The 24,101-nt window shown below is 51.3% G+C and carries 24 protein-coding genes; 20 read left to right on the forward strand and 4 right to left on the reverse strand.

The annotated features are described in order from the left end of the window. A partial coding sequence (locus ACAN56_RS21625; protein WP_489685704.1) for a nucleoside phosphorylase-I family protein occupies positions 1–287 on the reverse strand: 287 nt, incomplete at its 3' end. A 521-nt stretch (positions 288–808) separates the two neighbouring features. Here ACAN56_RS21625 and ACAN56_RS21630 point away from each other — a divergent pair. From ACAN56_RS21630 to ACAN56_RS21695, 14 genes are all read left to right on the forward strand, one after another. Next, positions 809–1,498 (forward strand): response regulator transcription factor, encoded by a 690-nt coding sequence (locus ACAN56_RS21630; protein WP_076111016.1) that lies wholly within the window; start codon positions 809–811, stop codon positions 1,496–1,498. A gap of 153 nt (positions 1,499–1,651) precedes the next feature. Further along, the gene (locus ACAN56_RS21635) at positions 1,652–2,590 is read left to right on the forward strand and encodes an ABC transporter ATP-binding protein (protein ID WP_379145706.1); all 939 of its coding nucleotides are present in this window, start codon (positions 1,652–1,654) and stop codon (positions 2,588–2,590) included. Positions 2,591–2,669: 79 nt separating this feature from the next. Beyond that, positions 2,670–3,281 carry a hypothetical protein gene (locus tag ACAN56_RS21640; RefSeq protein WP_379145707.1) on the forward strand — a complete coding sequence of 204 codons (612 nt, stop codon included), beginning with the start codon at positions 2,670–2,672 and terminating at the stop codon, positions 3,279–3,281. A gap of 11 nt (positions 3,282–3,292) precedes the next feature. Next, positions 3,293–4,039, forward strand: coding sequence for an ABC transporter permease (locus ACAN56_RS21645; RefSeq protein ID WP_076111020.1), 747 nt, complete (start codon positions 3,293–3,295; stop codon positions 4,037–4,039). A gap of 26 nt (positions 4,040–4,065) precedes the next feature. Continuing rightward, positions 4,066–4,950 carry a sensor histidine kinase gene (locus ACAN56_RS21650; RefSeq protein ID WP_379145708.1) on the forward strand — a complete coding sequence of 295 codons (885 nt, stop codon included), beginning with the start codon at positions 4,066–4,068 and terminating at the stop codon, positions 4,948–4,950. A gap of 111 nt (positions 4,951–5,061) precedes the next feature. Further along, positions 5,062–5,532 (forward strand): MarR family winged helix-turn-helix transcriptional regulator, encoded by a 471-nt coding sequence (locus ACAN56_RS21655; RefSeq protein WP_052092372.1) that lies wholly within the window; start codon positions 5,062–5,064, stop codon positions 5,530–5,532. 147 nt (positions 5,533–5,679) lie between these two features. After that, the gene (locus ACAN56_RS21660) at positions 5,680–6,081 is read left to right on the forward strand and encodes a DoxX family protein (RefSeq protein ID WP_038597702.1); all 402 of its coding nucleotides are present in this window, start codon (positions 5,680–5,682) and stop codon (positions 6,079–6,081) included. Positions 6,082–6,153: 72 nt separating this feature from the next. Continuing rightward, complete coding sequence (locus ACAN56_RS21665; protein ID WP_379145709.1) at positions 6,154–7,104, forward strand: ring-cleaving dioxygenase; 951 nt, start codon at positions 6,154–6,156, stop codon at positions 7,102–7,104. Then, a complete protein-coding gene (locus tag ACAN56_RS21670; RefSeq protein ID WP_038597696.1) occupies positions 7,101–7,709 on the forward strand; it encodes an alpha/beta hydrolase in 609 nt (202 codons plus the stop codon). Before ACAN56_RS21665 ends, ACAN56_RS21670 begins: the two co-directional genes overlap by 4 nt. 665 nt (positions 7,710–8,374) lie before the next feature. Then, positions 8,375–9,154 carry an AAA family ATPase gene (locus ACAN56_RS21675; RefSeq protein WP_379145791.1) on the forward strand — a complete coding sequence of 260 codons (780 nt, stop codon included), beginning with the start codon at positions 8,375–8,377 and terminating at the stop codon, positions 9,152–9,154. Between the two features lie 163 nt (positions 9,155–9,317). Further along, entirely contained in the window at positions 9,318–10,550 is a 1,233-nt protein-coding gene (locus ACAN56_RS21680; RefSeq protein ID WP_038597691.1) for a multidrug effflux MFS transporter, read from the forward strand. Further along, positions 10,547–11,452: a DMT family transporter gene (locus ACAN56_RS21685; protein ID WP_038597688.1), complete on the forward strand. Its 906-nt coding sequence runs from the start codon at positions 10,547–10,549 to the stop codon at positions 11,450–11,452. Before ACAN56_RS21680 ends, ACAN56_RS21685 begins: the two co-directional genes overlap by 4 nt. Before the next feature lie 101 nt (positions 11,453–11,553). Continuing rightward, positions 11,554–11,907, forward strand: a complete 354-nt coding sequence (locus ACAN56_RS21690; protein ID WP_038597685.1) for a FlxA-like family protein — start codon at positions 11,554–11,556, stop codon at positions 11,905–11,907. Between the two features lie 316 nt (positions 11,908–12,223). Next, the gene (locus tag ACAN56_RS21695; protein ID WP_038597682.1) at positions 12,224–13,087 is read left to right on the forward strand and encodes a nitroreductase family protein; all 864 of its coding nucleotides are present in this window, start codon (positions 12,224–12,226) and stop codon (positions 13,085–13,087) included. Positions 13,088–13,173: 86 nt separating this feature from the next. Here the strand turns inward: ACAN56_RS21695 and ACAN56_RS21700 are convergent, their stop codons facing one another. Continuing rightward, the gene (locus tag ACAN56_RS21700; protein WP_038597679.1) at positions 13,174–14,655 is read right to left on the reverse strand and encodes an alpha-amylase; all 1,482 of its coding nucleotides are present in this window, start codon (positions 14,653–14,655) and stop codon (positions 13,174–13,176) included. A 101-nt stretch (positions 14,656–14,756) separates the two neighbouring features. Then, positions 14,757–15,602 carry a DUF72 domain-containing protein gene (locus tag ACAN56_RS21705; protein WP_038597676.1) on the reverse strand — a complete coding sequence of 282 codons (846 nt, stop codon included), beginning with the start codon at positions 15,600–15,602 and terminating at the stop codon, positions 14,757–14,759. Between the two features lie 258 nt (positions 15,603–15,860). On the opposite strand from ACAN56_RS21705, the gene ACAN56_RS21710 reads away from it, so the two are divergent. Beyond that, a complete protein-coding gene (locus ACAN56_RS21710) occupies positions 15,861–16,721 on the forward strand; it encodes an MBL fold metallo-hydrolase (RefSeq protein ID WP_052092371.1) in 861 nt (286 codons plus the stop codon). 132 nt (positions 16,722–16,853) lie between these two features. Here the strand turns inward: ACAN56_RS21710 and ACAN56_RS21715 are convergent, their stop codons facing one another. Beyond that, complete coding sequence (locus tag ACAN56_RS21715; protein ID WP_038597673.1) at positions 16,854–18,446, reverse strand: histidine kinase N-terminal 7TM domain-containing protein; 1,593 nt, start codon at positions 18,444–18,446, stop codon at positions 16,854–16,856. Between the two features lie 432 nt (positions 18,447–18,878). On the opposite strand from ACAN56_RS21715, the gene ACAN56_RS21720 reads away from it, so the two are divergent. The 5 genes from ACAN56_RS21720 to ACAN56_RS21740 all read left to right on the forward strand — a co-directional run bounded on the left by ACAN56_RS21720 (position 18,879) and on the right by ACAN56_RS21740 (position 24,092). Beyond that, positions 18,879–19,661, forward strand: a complete 783-nt coding sequence (locus ACAN56_RS21720) for an ABC transporter ATP-binding protein (protein WP_038597670.1) — start codon at positions 18,879–18,881, stop codon at positions 19,659–19,661. Positions 19,662–19,663: 2 nt separating this feature from the next. Then, positions 19,664–20,476, forward strand: a complete 813-nt coding sequence (locus ACAN56_RS21725) for an ABC transporter permease (protein WP_379145713.1) — start codon at positions 19,664–19,666, stop codon at positions 20,474–20,476. After that, a complete protein-coding gene (locus ACAN56_RS21730; RefSeq protein WP_379145715.1) occupies positions 20,476–21,381 on the forward strand; it encodes an ABC transporter permease in 906 nt (301 codons plus the stop codon). Before ACAN56_RS21725 ends, ACAN56_RS21730 begins: the two co-directional genes overlap by 1 nt. A gap of 48 nt (positions 21,382–21,429) precedes the next feature. Continuing rightward, positions 21,430–22,536 (forward strand): ABC transporter substrate-binding protein, encoded by a 1,107-nt coding sequence (locus ACAN56_RS21735; protein WP_038597661.1) that lies wholly within the window; start codon positions 21,430–21,432, stop codon positions 22,534–22,536. Positions 22,537–22,628: 92 nt separating this feature from the next. After that, the gene (locus ACAN56_RS21740) at positions 22,629–24,092 is read left to right on the forward strand and encodes a CoA-acylating methylmalonate-semialdehyde dehydrogenase (RefSeq protein ID WP_379145717.1); all 1,464 of its coding nucleotides are present in this window, start codon (positions 22,629–22,631) and stop codon (positions 24,090–24,092) included. The last annotated feature ends 9 nt before the right edge of the window (positions 24,093–24,101 follow it).

The following is a 24,101-nucleotide window of genomic DNA, read 5'->3' on the forward strand; positions in this document are numbered from 1 at the left end:
ATCTCGCTGGCGAGGGCCAGCGAACCTACGGGCGCCCGCCCGGGGAACCCGCCGCCGATCCCGGCGCTGATAACGCAGCCGTAGCTTCCGGCTGCCAGAGCGGCGGCGGTGCCCGCCGCTGCTGCCGCGGTGCCGGCACCCGCAGCAATGACGTGGAACCTGCTGCTGCCCCTCAGGCCGCGCAGGACCGCCTCCCGCTCGGCTTCGACAGCGGTTACGATCAGCACGCGCGGCAGGGCTTCCTCCACGGCTTCGCCGGTCGAGGTTGAAGTATGATCTGCCTTCATTACTCAGCCTCCTTCTCTATAGATGAACTTGAAATAGCACAAATAAACCGCTGGTTGCGGCCTGATCTTTTATTGTTTCTGCTCACTTTTGAAAGTCTACGCCGTTTTAGGAGGCAGGTCAAATTCGCCGGGGAATTTCTAGACGGGTTAGCTGAAATCAAAATGATTTGAAATGCTATATAGATTGAACTTAAAAACTTGAGATAAGGGAAAGGAGCAACGGAGGGGGATTTTGGAACTGGAGGAACGGTAGTGACCGCCTTTGTCTTCGGATTTCTACCGCTAAATAGCGGTTAAAATCAAGAAATTCTTACGACAACAGCGGCCGGAAGTCCAAATATTCACCGTAGTTGCGACTGATCCTGTACTCTAAAACCACAAGTTTAATCTATATAGTAAACGTATTTTCAAGGCTTAGTGTTAAAATAAAGGGGAAAAGGAAGATTTTATACCCTGAAAATCCGGTAAATTAGCTGTGAGCAGAATAACCGGATCTCAAGTTAATCAAGAGGTGTGATGAAATGGAGCATATACTGATTGTCGAAGATGAGAAAGAAATAAACGGATTGCTTCACAGCTTTATATCCGGACATGGTTATTTAACGACTTCTACATATGATGGATTAGAAGCCTTGCAGCTTATTCAAACGGAAACCTTTGACTTAATATTGTTAGACCTGATGTTGCCGTATAAAAGCGGTGATCAGATTCTGCTTGAACTGCGCAAACATTCTGCAGTTCCGGTGATAGTGATTTCTGCCAAAGATACAACGCAAACAAAAATAGATCTTTTGCGTATCGGAGCAGATGATTACATCACAAAACCCTTTGATCTCGACGAGACTTTAGCCCGGATCGAAAGCAATTTGCGGCGTAATAAAATGCAGATGAATACTGCCGGCTCCAAATGTCTGATCTATAAAGATATTGAGCTGGATGATATTAATCATCTTGTAGAGGTTGCAGGACGCGAACTTGCACTTACTGCCAAAGAATACGGGATTTTGGCGCTGCTTATGAGGCATCCGGACAAAATATATTCAAAAGCAAATTTATTCAGGAGTATATGGAACGAAGAATATATGAGCGAGGATAATACGCTTAATGTCCATATTAGCAACATACGCAATAAGCTGAAGGTCATCAACCCTGACCAGCAATACATTGAGACGGTCTGGGGAATTGGCTATCGCTTGTATAAGACTACATAAACTAAATTTAATCATAGTCACGAACAAAGACTTTATGGATTCTTTAAGATACGCTGGTTTAATTTAAGAATTTATTTAAGGTTTTATTCTAAAATAGGCAGCAACCACAAGCTTCTGTACTTTAGCTTATTTTATATAAGGAGTGTGACAGAGATGAATGACACCATCCTTATGACCAAAAACCTCACCAAGAAATACAATCATGTTTTGGCCTTGGATAATATTAATTTAAGTATTGAACGGGGGAAAATTTATGGCTTCATGGGTCAGAACGGAGCAGGAAAAACAACGTTGATTCGCTTGATTGCAGGATTATCCTTTCCCACAAGCGGCGAGCTGTACCTTTTTGGGAAAACAGGAAAACAGGCTCTGCAAGAGCAACGTAAACGAATAGGCTGCATGGTCGAAACACCCGCGCTTTACCCCAATATGACTGCTGTACAGAATTTGGAGGTTCAGCGTATTCAGCGTGGTATACCTGATAAACAGGTAATCAAGGAAACTTTGGAGCTGGTCGGTCTGAATGACAGTAGTATAGGAAGGAAGGCTGTCCGTAATTTTTCTTTGGGAATGCGGCAGCGGTTGGGTATTGCAATTGCATTACTTCATGATCCTGAATTACTCATTTTAGATGAACCCATTAATGGCCTTGACCCCATGGGGATTGCTGAAATACGAATTTTACTGAAGCGCTTGAATGAGGAACGCGGTACAACGATATTAATATCCAGTCATATCCTTAATGAGCTTTATCAAACGGTGTCGCAATACATATTGATTAATAAAGGTACCCTGATAGAAGAATTAACGCAAAATCAGCTGAATGAAAAGTGTAAACGCCATATTGCGCTGCAAACCAATAAGGTTGAGAATGCATTGCTCGCATTAGAGAGTCAGCTGGGCATAAAAGAGTATCAGGTAATGCCTGATGGCACTATTAAATTGTACGATCACTTGGATGACATGGAGGCTATCTCTGCGGTGCTTATGAAGGAAGGTGTACTGATAACCGGAATGGCACTGGCTGGTGATACGCTGGAAAGTTACTTCCTCCACCGTATTGGGGGAGAAAACAATGTATTGTCTCATTAAAGCTGAAATGTACAAGCTGAAGCATGATAGAAGTTTTTTCGTCCTGCTGGGACTGTCAATAGTCCTTGGAAGCTTCCTTATGCTTGATCAAGGGGGACTAAGCGGGTATGAAAGTATCTTTGCATCTTTGTATAACGCACCCATATTAATGCTGTTGACAAGTGTATTCGGAGCCCTTTATATCGGAAAAGATCTTGCCGACCATACGCTTTACCAGACAATATGTGCAGGGCATAAACGCTATCATGTGTTTTTTAGCAAAGCCATAGTATTTATAGCCGGATCAAACATCGTTTTATTAATGCAACCGGTTCTGATCATTTCTATAAACACGTTTATTCACGGATGGGGACATTCTTCATTCTGGTCAGATCTTGATTATCTAATTTCTTTATTTTTTACAACAGCTGTACTAAATGCTGCGATGTGCGGAGTTTCTCTAATAGTAGCCTTTACATGCAAAGATGTCGGGAACACATTATCAATCCCGGCGTTGCTATATTTTCTAACTATATTCCTGCTGAATGGTCCACATGCAAAAGAGATTGCAAGGTTTATTCCTTTGGGACAGTTGAGACTTTTAATAGAGCATTCTTCATCATTAGGAGCAGCGCTGCTTGTCGGAATGATTTTTCTTGCGGTTTTATGTTTCGCTGCAAGCAAGATTTTCAATCGTTCAGAGTTACATTAAAGGGGGATACAATGAATAATCTTATGCAAATGGAATGGTACCGTTTAAAATATAATAAATTTTTCATCGGTTGTTCGCTGCTAAGTATAATTTATGGAGTATTCGCCAGCAAAGGATATGTTGCCGATTTGACTACACGTGTAGATGCTATAGGTATCTTCACTGCAATGGTCTATGATTCCACCATTTGGCTGGTTTTGTTCTCTGCTATCGCAGCTTTACTGATTGGACAGGATTTCACCAATCGTACGATACATTTGGAGGTTGTAGCAGGCCATTCCAGAATAAAGATCTTTATTAGTAAATGTCTCATTTATTTAGCCGTTTTCAACATTTTAATGCTGATAAGTCCCATTGTGGGAAGTATAAGAATGTCTTTTCTGCTGGGGTGGGGAGATTCTTGGAATAATGATGTATTGTATATCCTGCGTGTGGTTGGTTTTTCTGTATTACTTAATAGTGCGGTGTTTTCTGTTTGCATTTTTTTTGCATTCATATTCCGGGACTCGGCTAGAACAGTTTCTGTCTCTATGATTGTTCTTTTTGTAAGTGCCATGTGCATCGCCTATGCTGGACCTATGGGGTGGTATGATTCGTTGCCTTGGTTGCGTTTTTTACCTATGAATCAAATTAGAACATCATTGGCCTATTCGCTTTCCACAGCACAAGTTTCAGAAATTTTTCTCTCAGGGCTGGTATATCTGCTTTTTTTCATCTCACTTTCATTTCAGAGATTCAATACATGTGAATTAAGATAAAAACGGGGAAAGAGGCGCTACAATAGATGCTGTATATTATTATCCTATTAGCGATAATGCTTGTAACACTTATGTTTCGCCTCTGTTCGCTTAGAAAGCAAATACGCAATATCACTAAACAATTGATAGAACTGTCAGCCGGAAATATGGATAAGAAGCTGGACATTTCATTGATTGATAAGGATGTCACTCTGCTGGCTGCAGAAATTAATAAGAATCTGACCAAGCAGCGCGAACTTCGGATTAATATGATCAGAAGCGGAAAACACTTGAAAGAATCCATAGCGAATATCTCACACGATCTGCGGACACCGCTAACCTCAATGATCGGCTACCTTCAGCTTTTGCAAAAAGGACATGTAACTTTAGAGCAGCGTGAGCAAATCGTCATTACTTTACGAAAAGCAAATCATTTACAAACCTTGATCAAGTCATTTTATGAATTGGCTGTACTTGATTCAGAGCATATTCAACCGGAGTTTCGAAATGTTAATTACTCTAATGTCATCATGGATACCGTTGCAGAATGTGCAACGATGTTTGAGCAGAGGGGCTTGCATCCGCAGATATCACTCCCGGAAGAAAGCGTATTTGTTTGGACTGACGAAGAGATGCTGCGGCGTATTTTACAGAATTTGCTCGACAATGCGGCGCGGTATGCCATGAGTGATATCAGGATCACCCTTCTGAATAATGGTAGAACAGAATTGATTTTGACAAATGCAATATCCAGTTCACAAGACATTAATCCGGCGCGGTTATTTGACCGCTTCTATACTTCAGATGTATCACGAAGCGCGGGAAGTACAGGATTAGGATTGTCGATAGTCAAAATACTGACAGATAAATTACGCGGAACGGTCAGTGCCGAGTTAATAGGAGATCATCTGCAGATCAAGATTGTTTTATAGATTTGAAGGAAATAAAAACTGTTGACAAATTTCCCGCGCAGGATTATATTTATCTTAACTTAAAGATAATTAACTTAAAGATAAATGCCGAAAGCATTGGAGGTGTACAATATGAGTGACTACAATGAGTTGATCAGCAAAACGGCTGGCGCATCGGATCAGGAGCAGGCTTCATCACTGAAATTGTTCGTGGTCTTGTCCAAAGCTTATAAGAGCCTGATGGATCTGGCAGTAAAGGATATGAAGAGCCATGGTTTAGCTTCTGCCGAGTTTATGATCCTCGAGGTGCTCTATCATAGAACGCGGATTCCGCTGCAGCAGATCGGAGAGAAGATTCTCGTTACCAGCGGGAGCATCACTTACAATATCGACAAGCTGGAGAAGAGAGGACTGCTGAAGCGTGTTCCCTGCAGCGATGACCGGCGCGTAACTTATGCGGAGATTACCGAAGCGGGCCGCGAGCTGTTTGACGATATTTTCCCCCGCCATGTTTCTTCTATTCACGGGATGATGGGCGGTTTGAATCAGGAGGAGAAGGAACAGGCAATAGAATTACTAAAGAAGCTTGGTAAAGGCATTTAGGTTAGCGGCGTTCTCCTAAGAACGGGGCGGGAAGCTTGCTTATCAGCATTTACCAGGCCAGCAGCAAGTACAAGGTTCAACTATATTTTTTTAGCTAATATCTTAAGGTTAAGATAATTAAATTCAAGAGAATGGAGAGGGTATAAAATGGTTAGTGTAGGGTTGTTATTGATAAGATTGGTGATCGGGATTGCTTTTATCGGACATGGGGCACAGAAGCTGTTTGGCTGGTTCGGAGGATACGGTCCAAAGGGCACGGGCGGCTGGATGGAATCCATCGGCATTAAGCCGGGGGTCGCGATGGCCGTGCTGGCAGGAATGCTGGAGCTTGTCGGAGGCTTGCTGTTCGCAGCCGGACTCCTGACTCCTGTAGCCGCAGTATTGATTGCCGCAACGATGCTCGGCGCGATTATCAAGGTTCATGCTCCGAACGGATTTTGGTCGACGGCCAACGGAATCGAGTTTCCATTAACGGTGCTCGTAGTCGCAGTAGGTGTGGCTTTGACCGGAGCAGGTTCGATTTCGCTGGATGCCCTGTTTTTTAACTAAATCGGATTATACGCCAGATGTTCATCTATTCAAACTTATCATCTAAAAAAAACCTTAGGGAGATGACTTATAATGACACTTCAAACTGCAGGGATTCACCATATTACAGCTTTTGTCGGAGATGCTCAGCGTAATGCCGATTTCTATGCCGGAATTCTCGGCCTGCGGCTTGTAAAAAAGACAATTAACTTTGACGCCCCCGAGGTTTACCACCTCTATTTCGGGAATGAGCAGGGTGCACCGGGCACCATTATTACCTTCTTTCCTTGGTCGACAGGGCGCAAAGGCCGGATTGGCGGCGGGCAGGTTGGCGTAACCACTTACGCGATTCCGGTTGGTTCGATGGCTTTCTGGGAGCAGCGGCTTGCCGCATATCAGATTCCGGTTACCCATGTAACCCGGATCTCTGAGTCTTACCTGTCTTTCAGCGATTACGATGGACTGCGGATTGAGCTGGTGGAACGCGAAGCAGGTCCGCGGAGTACCTGGTCCTTTGCCGGAGTGACTGCGGAGCATGCCATTAAAGGTTTTGGCGGGGCTGTGCTCTACAGTACAAATCCCGAAAAAACAGCTGATACACTTACCCGTACACTCGGAATGGAGCTGATCGCCAAGGGAGACGGTTATATCCGTTACGGCTCTACTGCCGATCTCGGCAACATTATTGATCTTAAAGACTCGCCGGTGCCGCAAGGAGCCGGAGGCTCGGGAACCGTTCATCATATCGCCTGGCGCGCTAAAGATGATTCCGAGCAGCTGGAATGGGGACGCCATGTGCAAAGCCACGGCTACCAGCCCACTCCGGTACAGGACCGCCAATACTTCAATGCCATCTACTTCCGTGAAGAAGGCGGAATCCTGTTCGAGATTGCTACCGATCCTCCAGGGTTCGCCAATGACGAGGCTCCGGATGCGCTGGGCCAGAAGCTGATGCTTCCGGCATGGTTTGAACCGCACCGTGCCCTGATCGAAGAGAATTTGAGCCCTTTTGAAATCCGGGAAATTGAGGTGAAGCAGGGATGATTCATGTCTATCGGAAAGGAACAGACGCCAACCAACCAACACTAGTATTATTCCATGGCACAGGTGGAAACGAGCAGGATTTGCTGCCGCTGGCGGAGCTGCTGGCTCCCGGCGCTTCTGTACTGGGTATCCGGGGAAATGTGCTGGAGAACGGCATGCCGCGTTACTTCCGCCGTCTGGCTGAAGGTGTCTTTGATGAAGAGGACCTGATCTTCCGCACCCATGAGCTGAAGCAGTTCCTGGATGTAGCTGCGGCGCAGTACGGTTTCGATGCAGACAATCTCGTAGCCGTCGGCTACTCCAATGGAGCGAATATCGCCGGCAGCCTGCTATTTCATTACGGAAACCTGTTCCGTTCGGCAGTGCTGCTGCATCCGATGGTGCCGCTCCGTGGGCTTGCGATCCCTTCGCTTAACGGCGTTTCGGTCTTCATCGGTGCAGGCACCAATGATCCGCTGATCCGGGCAGAAGAAACGCGGGAGCTGGAGCAGCTGCTGCAGGGGGCGGGGGCTGAAGTTACCTCCCACTGGGGTAATCAGGGACACCGCCTGAGCGCGGCCGAGGCTGAAGCAGCCCGTGATTGGCTGAACCGGAACAGCAAATAATTTCAGGAAAGCTACAACTACAACCGCCTGCGGGGCCGCTGATAAGTGACGTAATGTCGCTTAGAAGCTCCTGCGGGCGGTTTTTTGCTGTCATGATATTGCGCAAGCCAGCCTGCTAGAGCATGTCTTCAAACTGGAAGGGCTCTGGGGAAGCAGGGATTTAGTACAGAAATAGGGTCCCTTAAAAGCCCTCAGCGGGTTCGTTTACTCGTACCGGACTCAGGAGACGCTAAGGAGAGTAAAACCCCTGTTTATTTTCTTTTTCGGATCCAGTGGACCTTATCTGCTCTGCATTCTATCTAAAAACGGCCAGCAGGGAGAAATAACTGCACTGGAGTCCGTTTCCCTACTGTAACAGGCTAAAAGCCCAAAATAAGTGCAACTCGGTCTGTTTATGCTGAGAGCCAGGAATACACTTTCCGGACACGGACGCACACACGTGCGTCCCTTTATTTCTGTTTAAATCCATCTAATCCTCCGGCAGCGTTCTGGTTTTTGCCTGCAGATAGTCATGGGATGTAGCAAATTTCTCCGGTTTTTGGTACCATGGACTTTAATCGTAATTGTTACTATTTAATATTATGAATGTAAGGAGTCTACCCAACGTGAACAGCAGCAAAAAGAACAGCAACCCCGCCCGGCTGCCCCGGGCCAAGGGATTGGATATGGCAACCGTATATACACCAAAGGAATGCGGGCGCAAGGTGCGGCGCATCATTCTGAATGGGGTCAACCGGACCATTGTGGATGAATTTATTACGATCCAGGGCATGAAAGAAAGATTTGAGGCGGAGGATGTGCCTATGCCGAGCAAAATGGTGATGTTCGGTCCTCCCGGCACCGGCAAAACGCTGACCGCATTTTATATCGCGCACCGCCTGGAGCTTCCGCTTGTTCTGGTCCGCCTGGATACGATTATTCACAGCCATCTTGGTGAGACCGGGAGCAATGTGCGGAAGGTATTTGACTATGCCAATGCCGCACCTTGTGTGCTTTTTCTGGACGAATTCGATGTGCTGGGCCGAATGCGTGATTCCGGCGATGAGGTGAAGGAGATGGCACGGGTGGTCAACACGCTGCTGCAATGCCTGGATGAGTTTCATGGCGAAAGTATTTTTGTTGCCGCAACCAACCTGGAGGAAGAGCTGGACCCAGCGGTGTGGCGGCGGTTTGATACGAAAATGACGTATTCGCTGCCGACAGAGGAAGACCGGCTTCAGTATATTGGGCTGTTTGTCGGTTCTGAACCGGAGGCGCAGGAGCTGTCCCGCCGGATGGCTGAACTGCTGGCGGGCTGCAGCCTTGCCGATATCGAGCAAATTGTATTGAAAGCCAAACGCAAAGCGATCATCGAGGATGCCCCGCTGGATTACAGACACATAACCGGAGCCTATGCCGAATACAACCCGCACCGGAAAGCCGTTGCTTCTGAGGTACATAGATAATGCAGGACTGCCTATCACTATGGACGGGCGACCTGTACATGCACTGAAAGTCCAATGGGATAAATAGGGAAAAACATTGAACAACATGCCCCCATCAGGTAGTATGAAGAATACAAAAAAACTGGCCTGAGGCCTGCTGCGGAAAGGTTGACAATAATTTACCATGATCAAAATACAAAACGATAAGAATTCGCTGGCCGCAGAAGGCCCATCGCGGAAACAGCGGCTTCAGCTTGCTGTCATTCTGGGGGCTATTGCCACCATTGGTCCGCTGTCCATCGATATGTATTTGCCTGCGCTTCCCGCGCTTGGCGAACATTTCGGCACCAGCGCAGCGCTGGTACAGCTCAGTCTGACCTTCTTTTTGCTGGGGCTGGCCTTGGGGCAGCTTGTGGCAGGGCCTCTGAGTGATGTCCACGGGCGCCGCCGTCCGCTGCTCATCGGCATGCTGATTTATGCGGTATCCTCGCTGCTCTGCGCCTTCAGCCCCTCGATCGGGCTGTTGGTCGGGCTGCGCTTTATCCAGGGCCTGGCCGGCTCGGTAGGGGTGGTCATCTCCCGGGCGGCGGTCCGCGATCTGTACAGCGGCTCCGAACTCACGAAGTTTTTCTCGCTGCTGATGATCGTCAATGGTCTGGGGCCCATATTCGCTCCCGTTATCGGCGGGCAGCTGCTGAGAATAACGACCTGGCAGGGCGTATTCATTGTATTATTTGCAGCCGGGCTGCTCTTTTGCGCCACCATTCTGCTGCGGCTGCCGGAGACGCTGCCGAAGGAGCGGCGCGTAAAAAGCGGGCTGTTAGGCACGCTGCGCACCTTCCGTGATCTGCTCCGCAACAGGAAGTTTATAGGTTATGCGCTCTCTCAAGGGTTTGTTACAGCGGCGATGTTCGCTTATATTTCCGGCTCTTCATTTGTGCTGCAAAATATTTTTGGAGTGTCTCCGCAAATGTACAGTCTGATCTTTGCCGTTAACGGGCTGGGGATTATTATGTCCGGCCAGATTGCCGGAAGATTGTCCGGACGGCTGGGCGAAGCGAAGCTGCTGGCCAGCGGCCTCCTGCTCTGCACACTGGGAGGTGTTGTGCTGCTGATCACTATTCTGGCGGGAGGCGGTCTCCTTCCCATCCTGATCTGCCTGTTCGCTGTGGTTTCCAGTGTGGGAATGGTGGGCACTACCAGCTTCTCGCTGGCGATGCAGGATCAGGGAGAAACCGCAGGCAGCGCTTCAGCGCTGCTGGGTCTGCTGCCGCTGCTGCTTGGCGGCTGTGTCGCTCCGCTGGTCGGCCTTGGGGGTGACGAAACGGCGCTGCCGATGGCGATCGTGATCGCGGGTGCCGGGGTTTGTTCTATCCTGTCCTATCTGCTGCTCTGCAAGAGAGGGGAGAAGAAATGAGCCGTAAGGATTTCTCCATTCTTTTGCTGTTGGCCTTTTCCTGGGGCGCTTCCTTTCTGTTTATGAGAATTGCTTCTCCCGAATTGGGGCCTGTTGTTACGACAGAGCTGCGCGTTACGCTGGCAGCAGCAACCTTGCTGCTCTTTGCAGCGGTCACCAAGCGGAAGCTGGGGATCTGGCAGCATTGGAAGCAGTTCCTTGTGCTGGGCTCCATTAATGCCGCGCTGCCCTTCACACTGATCTGCATGGCCGAGCTGCACCTTAGCGCTTCGCTGGCAGCCATCCTCAATGCCACCACACCGATGTTCGCTGCACTTGCTGCTTGGGGAACGCAACAGGAGAAGCCGGGACTGTCCAAGTCTATAGGACTCGTGATCGGCTTGCTCGGCGTAGCAGTGCTGGTCGGATGGAGTCCGGTGCCGCTCTCCGGCAAGGTTCTGTTGTCTGTGTTTTTCTCTCTCGGAGCTGCACTTGCCTACGGCTTCGGGGGATTATACGCTGCACGCGTGGGCCGTGGCCTTGCGCCATTGGCGCTTGCTGCAGGCCAGCAGCTCGGGGCGGCTGTAGTGCTGCTGCCGCTGGCGGTAATTTTTGCCCCCCGGGAGCTGCCGTCTTCGGCAGCGGTTTTTTCCGTACTCGGTTTGTCATTCATTTGCACTTCCGTGGCGTATCTCTTGTATTTTCACCTGATCCAAAGTGTCGGCGCGGTCAAGACCGTCAGCGTTACCTTTCTGGTCCCCGTGTTCGGGCTGATGTGGGGTGTAATCTTCCTGAATGAACCGGTCTATGCCAATACGCTTGCCGGTCTGGCGATTATTCTGCTTAGCGTAACGCTGGTCAACCGCAAAACCCGGCCAAAAACGGCTCAGGCAGTGGATGAGAGTGGTCAGAGCAAGGTCTAATCCAATTCATAGCTTCGAATACTTTCAGCAAACCTTCAGCGCATTTTAACGTTCCTTTGGGGTGGAAGGATTATAGTGTAGAGGTGAAAGGAGGAATGTGAATGAATATTTCATCCGCATCATCTACATCTTCCGCTTCCTATACTGCTTCCAGTGCTACCGATACAAGTGCGCTGGAGAAGCAAAAAGCGAAGCTGCAAGCCGACCTGGAGAAGATCGGGGCCAGCAAGGACGACGAGAAGACAAAGGAAACCAAGACCAAGCAAATTGAGCAGCAGATCAAGCAGATCGATGCGCAAATTGCCCAGAAATCCAAGAACAGCTCCGCTTCCGCAAACAGCAGCAGCACACCACCTGAGAAACCTGCAAACAGCAATACGCTTGCTGCGGCAAGCGCGCAAGAGATCGCTGCTGCCACTACGGACAGCGAAGGAAGATTTGACATCCGCGTATAAGTACGCACCCGAAGCCAAGTAAACAGCTTACCCAAAAAGAGGACATCCTTTGCCGTGAGGGAGTCCTCTTTTTGGGTGCAGAAGCAGCCGTCACCGGCGTATTGAAATTCCCCCTAAGGCGGGCTCTGCGTCTATACAGCATGGTCTATAGATGTTAATATTAGTATGTGAAAAATATAACTAACTAAACCTTTGCTCTTATTAAGATCTTATTAAGATTGCAGAATAAGCAATCATAAGTATCCATCATCACTTGGATGGCTCCTGTTTCCACAGGCGCCATCTTTTTTAAAATAATGAAGGGGAGGGACATCAGATGGGAATTCCGGTTATGGATATTATCGAGAAGCGTAAATCTGTACGGACTTATGAAGCCACACCGATCGGGGAGGCCGTCCATGCTTCCATAATGGATTATCTGAGCCAGGAGGATAATCTGCATGGGCCGTTTGGCGGAAAGCCGGGAATTGAGTGGGTCTGGGCCAAAAGCGGGACAGAGGACGGAAAAAACGTGAAGCTGGGGGCTTACGGTATCATCCAGAATCCGCAGGCGTACTTGGTCGGCAAGGTCAGGAACGACAAACTGGCGCTGCTGGAATTCGGGTATGTGTTTCATAGGCTGATTCTCTATGCCACCAGCCTGGGACTTGGCACCTGCTGGCTTGGCGGGACGTTCAACCGCAAGACCTTTGCCCGCGAAATCGAGCTTGCCCAGGGCGAGATTATTCCTTGCATCACGCCGCTGGGGTATGCACGGGAGAAGCAGCGGCTGCTGGATGCCACGATGCGCTATGTCGTCAAAGCTGATCAGAAGAAGCCTTGGCGGGATCTGTTCTACGACACCGAATTTGGCAATATGCTCGCTCCCGAGTCAGCCGGGAAGCTTGCGCCCCCGCTGGAAATGGTCCGGCTCGGCCCTTCCGCTTCAAATAAACAGCCTTGGAGAGTGGTAGTCTCTCCGGACCGGAAGCAGGCCCATTTCTACCTGCAGCATACGCCGAATTACAGCGGCAACAAGCTGGGCTTTGAGATGCAGCGGATTGATATCGGGATTGCCGCCTGCAATTTCGGGCTTGCCTGCCGTGAACTGGACATTGCGGGGGAATGGACTGTTAATGATCCGCAGCTTGATCTTGACGGACCGCTTACAGAATATATGCTGAGCTATAAACTCAGTTGAACCGGAACGTCAACGTATATAACAAAGAGGTGAACTAACGGCTGCCGGTACGGCGCGTAGTTCACCTCTTTTATTAAATAGATGCTTTATGCCGGATCGGGCTCCTTGTCGCCGTTATCGGGCAGAGCCCAGACAGAGACACTTCCGCCGTTTACCGGGAAAACCGCCCAGCCATCCTCACCGATGGTTATATTGTCCTCGCGGTTATGGGTGAAATCCTTCCAAACTTCGCCTGCGCGTTCCTCGCCGAGGAACATCCGCTTCTCCCCCTGATCTCCATTGGAGATGACTACGGCACAGCCGGAGCCTTCGATTTCTTCCACACCGCGCCGCACCCAGCCAATCGTATTGGGGTGGTCGAAATAATCATCCTGCTCTCCGTATGCCTTATGGTACCGGGTGTAGAGCAGCGGATCAATGGCGGCTTTCTTGCCTTCCACCGGAGTTGGTCCGCCGATGCCATAATAATCACCGTAGAAGACAACCGGGTATCCGTCACGCCGCAGCAGGATCAGGGCATAGGCACTTTGCTTGAACCAGTCGCCGATCCAGGATTCCAGCGCTTCATGGGGCTGCGAATCATGATTGTCAACAAAAGTTACGGCATTGCCAGGGTGGGTCTGGACGAGCGTATCGTTAAAGATTTGGGTCAGATCAAAGTCCCTGCCCGCCAGTGCAGCCGAATACAGCTTGTAGTGAAGCGATACATCGAACAGGTCGATTTGATAATCCACCGTGTTGAGGAATTCCCGGCAGGCCTCGAGATTCGAGTTCCAGAATTCGCCGACAATGTAGAAGTCCTCACCGCGTTTTTTACCCATTTCGGCAGCGAATTCTTTGATGAATTCATGATTGATATGCTTGATGGCGTCCAGCCGGTATCCGCTGCACTGCAGCGTGTCGACCAGCCATTTGCCCCATTCCAGCATCTCATGCCTAACTTCCTCATGGCTGTAGTCGATGTTGGCGAACATCAGATAATCATAGTTGCCGAACTCGTCATCCACATTCGGGTTCCAGCTCTTGTTGTCGGAGGCAAGCTTGAATACGCCGGTCCGGCTTTCCTTGGCATCGAAATCGGTGCCGTTAAAATGAGTGTGGTTCCATTTAAAGGCGGAGTACTGGTCTCCACGTCCGGGAAAGGTGAATTTGGTCCAGCCTTCAATCTCGAACGGTTTCGAAATCTCCTTGTTGCGGTCGTTCGGATCAACCTCGATCACCTGGAACACTTCGGTCTCGTCGGCGCCCGCTTTATGATTCATCACCAGATCCACATAAACAGCGATGCCGTTCTTTTGGCATTCGGCAATCGCCTCCACCAGTTCCAGCTTGGTGCCGTATTTGGTCCGGATGGTCCCCTTCTGGTCGAATTCGCCCAGATCGTATAGATCATAGACACCATAGCCTGTATCCTCGCCAGAGACAGCCTTGGTTACCGGCGGTACCCAGACAGAATCAATATAGGCGGCCTTCAGCTCGGTGGCAGCATCAGCCAGCCGTTTCCAGTGGTTCCCGTCCGCGGCGACATGCCATTCGAAAAACTGCATCATCGTATGGTTTCTCTTCATTTCCGTTTGGCCTCCTTTAAAATTATGATATGAATGGATAAATACGATTGTTGTCGTGCTTCAGTAAGGAGCAGAAGAGAGGATATGTACACATCTGGTGCTCATGAAAATAAGTCCAGCTGGCGCGGGGCCAGTCCGCCGTCGATTCCGAGCAGCGCTTGCAGCTCTTTGGCGTTATCGGTGGCGTCACCACCGGAGTTATTATTGAAGACCACGTACAGCTCCCGGCAGGACTGCTCCAGCGCAAGCAGCCGGTCCCGCCACTCGGTCAGCTCCTCTGTGCTGTAGCGGTACAAGTAGCGCAGGCTCCGCCAATTCGGATGGCTGCTCTGGCTCCAGCCCTGGGCGTTGCGGCCATGCAGCCGCACGTAGGTGATATCCGGCGATGTGGCCACCGGCACAATCGGAACCGAGCCTGATCCGGCCTGGGGTTCATCGGCCACCGTATGAATCCAGCCCTCCTGCTCCAGAAACTGCAGGGTTTTGGCCTGCATTTCCGGACTGTACCAGGAGTCATTGCGGAACTCGATGGCGGAAGGCACATCCAGCATCCGCTGCTTGGCCTCACGCAGAAACTGCACGTTTTCTTTGGTGCAGTCGAACCACGGCGGAAACTGGAAGAGGGCCATCGCAAGCTTCCCGGCTGCCCGGACTGGCTCAATAGAGGTGTGGAAAGCCTGATACATTTCCTCCGGAGTGTCGTAATAATTCTTTTTCTCGCGTAAATGTCCGGTCATTCCCTGATAGGCTTTAACGATAAACCGGAAGGCATCCGGCGTCTGGCTCACCCATTTGGCGTAATTTCTGACTGGCTGCACGGCATAAAAGGAGCTGTCAATCTCCACAATCGGAAAATGCGCGCTATAGGTAGGGAGCCGGTCAGCGGGCTTGATTTTGCCGTAAAGCTCTTCGTGGTCACCGAAGCCGGTTAGCCCGATCTTAATCATGGAATCTCCTCCTTGTCAGTATATCCGTACCTGACCCGAACAGATCAGCTAACTCTTATTAAACTTAAAACCCTCTTTAGCAAACAAGGCCTGTTGATTAATGTCCGTAATTGAGGCAACATGAAGATTAAAGATGGCCTGAAACGAACGAGGCCGGAAATACCGCTATGGGTGCTGTTATCACCAAAAGAACGTCCGGATATACTTTGTAGTCCGGCCTATTTTCAGTCAGATGTATATTGCAAGGGGGAGCACGAGATGGAGCACAAGTTCGAGCAGCTTAGCCGTCATATTCTGATTATGCATCCGGAGCATGACACGGATCGTCCGGTATTGGCAGCAATTATAGGGGAACGGCGTACACTTCTGATGGATGCCGGCAATTCGCCGGCCCATGCAGCGCTGTTTCGGGAAGAACTGGCTAGACGCGGCTGCAGGCAGCCAGACATGCTGATTCTGACCCATTGGCACTGGGATCACACCTTCGGACTCTCATCCTGGAAGTCCCCAGCTATTGCCCATGAAGAGACGGCGAAAGTGCTGGAGAGCCTGACCGGGCTGAACTGGGGAGAAGAAGGCTTGGAGAAGCTTGTAAAGAGTGGCACGATCAGTGAAGAAAGTGCGGAACATATCCGCCTGGAGTACGGCGAGGCAAGAGAGGTAACTGTCGTCAAGCCGGATATTGTGTTTACCGGCAGCCTCACGGTCGATTTGGGCGGAGTTGTCTGTGAAGTGGTCCATGTGGGCGGCGACCATTCGCCGGACTCCTGTGTGCTTTACGTTAAGGAAGACAAGGTCCTTTTTCTGGGCGATGCTCTAGGCCCTGCTGTGTATGGCGGACCGCGCCAATACAGCAGCACCGGGTTCTTAAGATTGCTGGACATTGCCTACCGCTATGATGCGGACTGGTATGTGGAGTCGCATGGGCTGCCGATGACCAGGCAGGAGTTCCGGGAGGATCTGGCTCCCTGGGAACGGCTGGCCCGGATCGTCGATGTGTTCGGACACAACCGGGAACGGGTGGTGCTGGAGCTGAAGACCTATCTGCAGCTTGAAGAGCTGCCTGGGGATTTGCTGCAGGGTGTGGAATATTTCATGGCAGGCGCGAAGCGGCGTTAACTGCAATATTCATATTTTCTACTGATTATATTCAGACCCTGCCACGCACTGGCGGGTTCATTGTGTTGCAGATTGATGAGATAACAGCCCTGTTCTCTAAACGGCTTCTTGCCGGAGAACAGGGCTGTTCGTTTAAACAGGTGTAAAGGGGGTGATCGAACCTCCGCTAGATAAATGTACGGTATTGCGTCCGTTGCGTTTGGAGCTGTAGAGCGCATGATCCGCTTCAGAGAGCAGCTCTTCAAGCGAAGTAGGTTCCCTGAACGCCTCCGCCACCCCGAAGCTTGCCGTCACATGGACCGGACCGGACGAGGTGCTGACTTCGCTGTGCTCAATGCTGTCACGGATAGCTTCGGAGAGCAGAGCCGCCTGCTTCAAGGAAGTGTCAGGCAGACAAATGACGAATTCTTCACCTCCGTAACGTCCGAAAATATCCCCTTCGCGCACATGCTTGCTGCATACGCCGACAATATGCTGGAGCGCCATATCGCCATATTGATGTCCGTAGCGGTCATTGATGCTCTTGAAAAAGTCGATATCGAGCAGAATGATGGACAAGGGGCGCTTGCTGCCAACTGCTTCCTCCAGCAGAGACCGGCTCCGCTCCATGAAGTGCGTACGGTTATAGATGCCGGTCAGGCTGTCGACAGTGGCGAGCTGCAGCAGCTTGGCCTGGAGCAGCGTCCGCTCTGTCACATCGATCAGCATAATCATCCGCCCGGCCAGATGACCGTCATGCTTCTGCACCGGAGAGGATCTGACCTGGTAATAGCTGGTCTCCCCGTTGATATTCCAGGCCAGCTCGCGTTCCTCGCTGAGCAGAGGGTCAGAATTCATTACATAATCTACAGCGTCTTTGCCCGCAGGCAGGAACAGCTGGGCGAGCGGTCTGCCGATGGCCGATGAATCCAGGCCTTCCAGCATTTCCGTGGCAGCACGGTTATAGTCGACGAGCGTATCTTTGCGGTCCGTGACCAGCACTCCGTCACGCATGCTCTCGAACAAATTCTCCCGGGCGATGGGGGCCGCGGTAAGCATGCCCCTGGAAAGAATTGCCCAAATATAGAGGGTCGAAGTCACGCTCATAATCACCGGCACAGGGTCCATTCCATAAGGGGTCATGTTCATTAAATATAGGAAGGCTCCCAAAGCCGGGAGGAACTGTCCGATGAAGATCGTCATCATCTGCCGGCGGTAGACCCGCTTCATCCGGTTCCATTGCCAGAGAATGAGACACATTCCCGCAAGCATGCAGCCGAAGGTCAAACTGCCCTGCACAATATACCAAGGTCCCATTACGATGTCGATCAGCGGGGTGGGGGCACCCTCCCGGAAATGCATCGACTGATAGAACAGATGGTGATAATCGTTGGTCCATACGAGCACGGTAGAGATTAAGGGGATGGAGTACAGCGCGGTCAGCAGCCCTTTCTTAACCAGCCGGTCCAGGCCGACGAAATGCATGATCATAATCAGGCTGGAAGGAGCGATATAGGGCATTCCCAGATACTCCACCTTGACCCAAAAGCCAATCTCCTGCATGGTGCTGCCCGACAATTCCAGCGCGAAGCCAAAGGTATAGATCGCGGAAGTGATAGAGCTGAGAATGAAGGCATTGATTCCGGAGAAATCCGTTCTTCTGTAATAGGCGAACAGCGCGAGAAGTGCGCTCAGCACACCGGAGATGGAGACAATGATAATATAATTCGAGATCATAGCTTCCATCGGCCGGGCCTCCAGGTAGTGTGGGCTGCCGAGGTTGGCCATGGGAGCAGGGACAACGGGGCATATAGCCATGAGGCGTTATTATAAGCATTAAACATCACGTATTGTCTCCTGTTTCAGCAAGAATATAGATAAATAGTACCACATATCTTCATGGATAACATTCGGGATTGAACGCAGTGAAGCGTGAATACCGCTACCTTCTTTTATCGGCATATTTCTTCATTATTGACAATGAAAGCGCCTCTCCTAGACAAAGTGACGGAATTTCACAGATGCAATTTTACTATTTGTCTAGTGAGTGTACCGGGAGCAAAGTGTACCATGTTAGTTAATACTACATTTCGAAAAGAAAGTCAGCATTTAATAAGAAATTGCGTTATGTTAATTAACATTAATCGATCAAATTCAGGGATGAAGGGGGAGCTGGAAATGTCATTAGTAGCGGCAAGAATTCCTGAAATACAGCTGGAAAACGTTGAAATGCGTTATATGGCGGAGACTGCCGACGTACTTGCACTGCATCAGGTGAGCCTTGATATTGCCAAAGGAGAATTCGTCTCCCTGCTGGGTCCATCGGGGTGCGGCAAAACTACACTGCTGAGATTGATGGCAGATCTTATTACACCAACCGGCGGAAACATTACGGTGGCTGGCAAGAGCGCCAAGGAAGCCAGACTCGCCCAAAAGTATGGCATAGTTTTCCAGAGTCCGGTACTTTATGACTGGCGCAAGGTGAAACACAACATTACCCTGCCGCTGGAGCTGATGGGCGTCAAGAAGTCGATCCGTGAGGACAAGGCGCTGGAACTGCTGGATCTCGTCGGGCTGCAAGGCTTCGCGGACAAATATCCCTGGCAGCTCAGCGGCGGCATGCAGCAGCGGGTTGCGATTGCCAGAGCGCTGTCGATGGAGCCGGAGATACTGCTCATGGATGAACCGTTCTCCGCACTGGATGAGTTTACCCGCGAGCGCCTGAATGAAGAACTGCTGTCTGTCTGGAGCAAGGTGCAGAGCACCATTGTTTTTGTCACCCACAGCATTCCTGAATCCATTTTTCTGTCTGACCGCGTATTCGTGCTTTCTCCCCATCCGGGAAGGCTGTCGGCCATTGTTGATATTCCGCTGCCGCGTCCGCGTACGGCGGAAATGAGAAACAGCCCGCAGTTTTTTGAACTGATCGCCACGATCCGCGACAGCTTTGAAGGGGTGTAACGATGAAGGGGAACAGTGCGTTTATGCGCAGCCGCGTGCTGCCGCTGTCCGTCTGGCTCCTTGGGCTGCTGATTGTGTGGGAGGCTGGCTCCTGGATGCTGCTCCATGTGGCACAAACGCCGCTGGCCCAGTCGAAGCTGCCTTATGTTCATGAAGTGGCGGCTACCTTATGGAAGTACAGCGGCACACTGGTTAAGGAGGGGGGAGCTACCTTTGGCAATGCAGGAGTCGGGTTTCTGATCGGTGCCTCTGCGGGTGTGGTTCTCGCTGTGCTGATGAGTCTGTCGAAGACGATCGAGCAGCTTGCCTTTCCGTATGCCATTGCCTCGCAGATGATCCCGATTCTGGGGCTTGCGCCCATTATTTACGGTATTGTACGTGATGAGCAGGTGTCCCGGATCATTATTTCCGGATACATTACCTTTTTCCCGGTTGCGCTCAACATGCTGCGCGGTCTGCGCAGCGTCGATCTGCCGGCGCTGGAGCTGATGCATTCTTATGCTGCCAAACCTTGGGCGGTGTACTGGAAGCTGCGCTTTCCGGCCGCACTGCCGGCACTGTTCAGCGGCCTCAAGGTTGCAGCCCCGCTTGCCGTGACCGGTGCGATTCTGGTAGAGCTTATGGGGGCGCAGCACGGCATTGGTGTGATCATGCTGCGCAATCTCTATTATGGTCCTTCCCATACGTATATGTTCTGGTCCACGGTAATTGTCGGCGCTCTGCTGGGAGTGGCGAGCTACGGACTGATGAGCCTCGCCGAACGCCTGGTTGCGCCATGGCAGCCTGAATTCCGCCCGAAGGGGGGCCGCCGTTAATGGAGGGAAATACTGTGCGTGAAGCAACGTTGATAGCTTCTGCAGGAAATGAGGGAGCTACACCATCTCGTATAACAACGAAGGATAGCGTATTTACTGGACGGAGCAAGCGGAAGCTTGGACGCCGCTCTGTGAAATGGCTGAACGCTGGCGTGATTCTGCCTCTGCTGGCCGGTGTGCTTTTTCTGGTTCTCTGGGAAGCACAAATATTCCACAAGCTGTTCGATCTGAAAAAATACCAGCTGCCGCTGCCTTCGGCCATAGCGGAGGCGATTAGGGATAATTTCAGCCTGCTCTTGTCCTATACCGGCTATACGCTGACTGAGGCTGTGGTGGGAATGCTGATTGGTTCGGCCTTCGGGTTCTTAATCGCCCTGGTCGCAACGGCCTGGCCCCGCTGGGGCGGTGGCAGCCTGACACTGGTCGCTGCACTGAATGCTGTTCCGATTGTTGCGCTGGCACCGATTATGAATCTGTGGTTCGGCGACGGGATCGGCTCGCGTGCGGCAATCGTTACGGCAACGACCATGGCGGCGATGGCTATCAATGCCTATAAAGGGATGGTATCAGTCGATCCGCTGGCGCTGGATTTAATGCATTCCTACGCAGCCGGCAAGCCGGCGGTGTTCCGCTATCTGCGGATTCAGAACAGTCTGCCGTATGTGTTCACCGCGCTGAAGATCAATGCTACCGCAAGTATGATCGGAGCGATTGTCGGAGAGTTTTTCTTCTCCTCCAGAGGGCTTGGCTACCTGCTATCCAACTCGATCAAGGTGGCCAAGATGCCGCTGGGCTGGTCCTGCATCGTACTTGCGGCTATAGCCGGAGTCATCTTCTATCTGGTAGTGGAGCGGCTGGAGAAGGTATTCATCAAGTGGCATTCCTCCCAGCGTGCGTCATCTTAAATCTGTTACACCAAACTACAAACTCAAATGGGTAGGGGGAGCTGCGTGATGAAAGGGAATAAAGGCAAATTTCACGGTGGGCTGTTGATGGCGGTAATGATCATGGCAATCTCTTTGCTGGCAGGTTGTGGAGGTAACAACAATAATAATGCTCCGGCGGCTGAAGCGACGGCAGGCACGGGAGCTTCGGCTTCACCGGAAACGGCGGCGGCCACAGAACCGGCTGCGGAACCGGTGACGGTCAAGCTGCAGCTGAAATGGGTGCCGCAGGCCCAATTTGCCGGATACTTTCTGGCCCAGGACAAGGGGTACTATGCTGAAGAAGGTCTTAATGTGGAGATCCTGCCCGGCGGTCCGGATATAGTGCCTGAGCAACAGGTCGCGGGCGGCTCCGCCGATATCGGCGTGGATTGGGTGGCGAGTCTGCTGACCAGCCAGGAACAGGAAATGCCGCTGGTGCAGATTGCGCAAATCTACCAGAAGAGCGGACTCGTGCTGGTGTCCAAGAAGGAGGCGGGAATCAGCAGTGCAGCCGATCTGAAAGGCAAAAAAGTCGGCAACTGGATGGGTGGCAACGAGTTTGAAATCCTTGCGCTTTTTGATAAATACAAGCTGGATTCCAACAAGGACCTTAACTTCACGAAGCAGGGCTTCACGATGGACCAATTCCTTGGCGGCGAAATCGACGCGGCTTCGGCGATGACGTATAACGAATATCAGGTTGTGCTGGAATCGGGCATCAAGGCCGAAGAGCTGAATGTGATTGATATGAATGATGAAGGCGTAGCGATGCTCGAAGACAATCTGTTCGCCAATAAAGAGTGGCTTGCAGACAATAAGGAGACAGCGGCCAAATTCGTCCGCGCTTCCTTGAAGGGCTGGAAAGATGCCATTGCCGATCCTGAGGCGGCTGTGGATAGTGTAATGAAGCTCGCTGAAGAAGGCAGCACTTCAAGAGAGCATCAGCTTACGATGATGACGGAGGTTGCCAAGCTGATCCAGCCGGAGGGCTTTGACGTTTCCAAGCTGGGGTATACCGATGCAGCTGCATTCCAGCAGACGGCAGACATCGCGCTCAAATTCGGTGTAATCAAAGAGGCGGCCAACGTGGAAGAAGCCTATACGAACGAGATTGTTGAAATGGCGGCAAAATAAGCGGTTTCCCTCATATTGATGATAGATGGCCGCCCGTTCTGGCGGTCATCTGTTATCATCGGCATCCAGAAACAGTGAAAGAGGTGTGGGCTATGTCTCTGCTGGCGAAGCAGACTGAAAAAGTCAGGAATTATATAAACGGGGTTTGGGTGGCGTCATCATCCGGGCGGGAGGAGGAAGTGTTTAACCCGGCAACCGGAGAAGTGATTGCTTATGTGCCGATTTCCAGCCGCGAAGAGCTGGATACTGCGGTGCAAGCTGCGGCAGAGGCATTTCATTCATGGAAAAGGGTTGCCGTTCCGCGGAGGGCCCGCTATTTCTTCCAGTACCAGCAGCTGCTGGTGCAGCACTGGAATGAGCTGGCTGAGCTGATTACGCTGGAGAACGGCAAAAGCCTGGAGGAAGCGCTGGGCGAAGTGCAGCGCGGTATTGAATGTGTGGAGTTTGCCTCCGGCATCCCCACACTGATGATGGGCAGCCAGCTGCCGGATATTGCCACCGGAATTGAATCGGGCATGTACCGTTACCCCCTGGGGGTGATCGGCGGGATCGCGCCCTTTAACTTCCCGATGATGGTACCCTGCTGGATGTTTCCGCTGGCAGTGGCCTGCGGCAATACCTTTGTGCTGAAGCCTTCCGAACGGACACCGCTGCTGATGAACCGGCTGGCGGAGCTGTTTGCGGAAGCGGGGTTTCCGCCGGGTGTGCTGAATGTGGTGCATGGAGCACATGATGTGGTGGGTGGATTACTTGAACACGACGAGGTGAAGGCGATTTCCTTTGTCGGCTCACAGCCGGTAGCGGAATATGTGTATAAGCAAGGGACTGCACATGGCAAACGGGTGCAGGCACTGGCCGGAGCCAAAAACCATTCGATTGTGCTTCAAGATGCCGATCTGGACCATACGGTGAAGAATATTATCGCTGCGGCCTTCGGGTCGGCGGGCGAGCGTTGCATGGCCTGTTCGGTGGTCGTCGTGCAGGAGACGATTGCCGACGAACTGGTGCGCCGTCTCCTTGAGGCGGCCGACGGGCTGAAGATCGGCGACGGCAGAGAGGCCGGAGTATTTCTCGGGCCGGTCATCCGCCAGTCGAACAAGGACCGCACGCTGGCTTATATTGAGGCAGGTGTACAGGAGAAGGCGGAGCTGGTGCGGGACGGCCGGAAAGATGCAGCGGCGGGAGGTAAGGGCTACTTTCTCGGGCCGACCATCTTCGACCGTGTAGAGCCGGGAATGACGATCTGGCGCGATGAGATTTTCGCTCCGCTGCTGTCTGTGGTGCGTGTCAAGGATCTGGCGGAGGCGATAAACGTAACGAATCAGTCCCCGTTTGCCAATGGAGCCTGCATTTATACGGACAGCGCTAAGGCGGTCCGGGAATTCCGGGAAGAGATTGATGCTGGAATGCTTGGCGTGAATCTCGGTGTGCCTGCGCCGATGGCCTTCTTCCCTTTCTCGGGCTATAAGAAATCGTTCTATGGAGACCTGCACGCCAACGGCCGTGACGGTGTGGAATTCTACACCCGCAAGAAAATGATCACTGCGCGTTATTGACCACAATGG

Source organism: Paenibacillus paludis (genome assembly GCF_042610515.1).
Classification (GTDB): Bacteria; Bacillota; Bacilli; order Paenibacillales; family Paenibacillaceae; genus Paenibacillus_AQ.

What these genes read in the sequence shown, in the direction of transcription:
- ACAN56_RS21705 (WP_038597676.1), bottom strand. Translation starts at nt 15,602, where the DNA reads ATGATTAAGATCGGGCTAACCGGCTTCGGTGACCACGAAGAGCTTTAC.
- ACAN56_RS21665 (WP_379145709.1), top strand. Translation starts at nt 6,154, where the DNA reads ATGACACTTCAAACTGCAGGGATTCACCATATTACAGCTTTTGTCGGA.
- ACAN56_RS21645 (WP_076111020.1), top strand. Translation starts at nt 3,293, where the DNA reads ATGAATAATCTTATGCAAATGGAATGGTACCGTTTAAAATATAATAAA.
- ACAN56_RS21735 (WP_038597661.1), top strand. Translation starts at nt 21,430, where the DNA reads ATGAAAGGGAATAAAGGCAAATTTCACGGTGGGCTGTTGATGGCGGTA.
- ACAN56_RS21730 (WP_379145715.1), top strand. Translation starts at nt 20,476, where the DNA reads ATGGAGGGAAATACTGTGCGTGAAGCAACGTTGATAGCTTCTGCAGGA.
- ACAN56_RS21670 (WP_038597696.1), top strand. Translation starts at nt 7,101, where the DNA reads ATGATTCATGTCTATCGGAAAGGAACAGACGCCAACCAACCAACACTA.
- ACAN56_RS21720 (WP_038597670.1), top strand. Translation starts at nt 18,879, where the DNA reads ATGTCATTAGTAGCGGCAAGAATTCCTGAAATACAGCTGGAAAACGTT.
- ACAN56_RS21635 (WP_379145706.1), top strand. Translation starts at nt 1,652, where the DNA reads ATGAATGACACCATCCTTATGACCAAAAACCTCACCAAGAAATACAAT.
- ACAN56_RS21655 (WP_052092372.1), top strand. Translation starts at nt 5,062, where the DNA reads ATGAGTGACTACAATGAGTTGATCAGCAAAACGGCTGGCGCATCGGAT.
- ACAN56_RS21685 (WP_038597688.1), top strand. Translation starts at nt 10,547, where the DNA reads ATGAGCCGTAAGGATTTCTCCATTCTTTTGCTGTTGGCCTTTTCCTGG.
- ACAN56_RS21725 (WP_379145713.1), top strand. Translation starts at nt 19,664, where the DNA reads ATGAAGGGGAACAGTGCGTTTATGCGCAGCCGCGTGCTGCCGCTGTCC.
- ACAN56_RS21630 (WP_076111016.1), top strand. Translation starts at nt 809, where the DNA reads ATGGAGCATATACTGATTGTCGAAGATGAGAAAGAAATAAACGGATTG.
- ACAN56_RS21700 (WP_038597679.1), bottom strand. Translation starts at nt 14,655, where the DNA reads ATGAAGAGAAACCATACGATGATGCAGTTTTTCGAATGGCATGTCGCC.
- ACAN56_RS21695 (WP_038597682.1), top strand. Translation starts at nt 12,224, where the DNA reads ATGGGAATTCCGGTTATGGATATTATCGAGAAGCGTAAATCTGTACGG.
- ACAN56_RS21715 (WP_038597673.1), bottom strand. Translation starts at nt 18,446, where the DNA reads ATGGAAGCTATGATCTCGAATTATATTATCATTGTCTCCATCTCCGGT.
- ACAN56_RS21680 (WP_038597691.1), top strand. Translation starts at nt 9,318, where the DNA reads ATGATCAAAATACAAAACGATAAGAATTCGCTGGCCGCAGAAGGCCCA.
- ACAN56_RS21690 (WP_038597685.1), top strand. Translation starts at nt 11,554, where the DNA reads ATGAATATTTCATCCGCATCATCTACATCTTCCGCTTCCTATACTGCT.
- ACAN56_RS21710 (WP_052092371.1), top strand. Translation starts at nt 15,861, where the DNA reads ATGGAGCACAAGTTCGAGCAGCTTAGCCGTCATATTCTGATTATGCAT.
- ACAN56_RS21650 (WP_379145708.1), top strand. Translation starts at nt 4,066, where the DNA reads ATGCTGTATATTATTATCCTATTAGCGATAATGCTTGTAACACTTATG.
- ACAN56_RS21740 (WP_379145717.1), top strand. Translation starts at nt 22,629, where the DNA reads ATGTCTCTGCTGGCGAAGCAGACTGAAAAAGTCAGGAATTATATAAAC.
- ACAN56_RS21660 (WP_038597702.1), top strand. Translation starts at nt 5,680, where the DNA reads ATGGTTAGTGTAGGGTTGTTATTGATAAGATTGGTGATCGGGATTGCT.
- ACAN56_RS21675 (WP_379145791.1), top strand. Translation starts at nt 8,375, where the DNA reads ATGGCAACCGTATATACACCAAAGGAATGCGGGCGCAAGGTGCGGCGC.
- ACAN56_RS21640 (WP_379145707.1), top strand. Translation starts at nt 2,670, where the DNA reads ATGCTTGATCAAGGGGGACTAAGCGGGTATGAAAGTATCTTTGCATCT.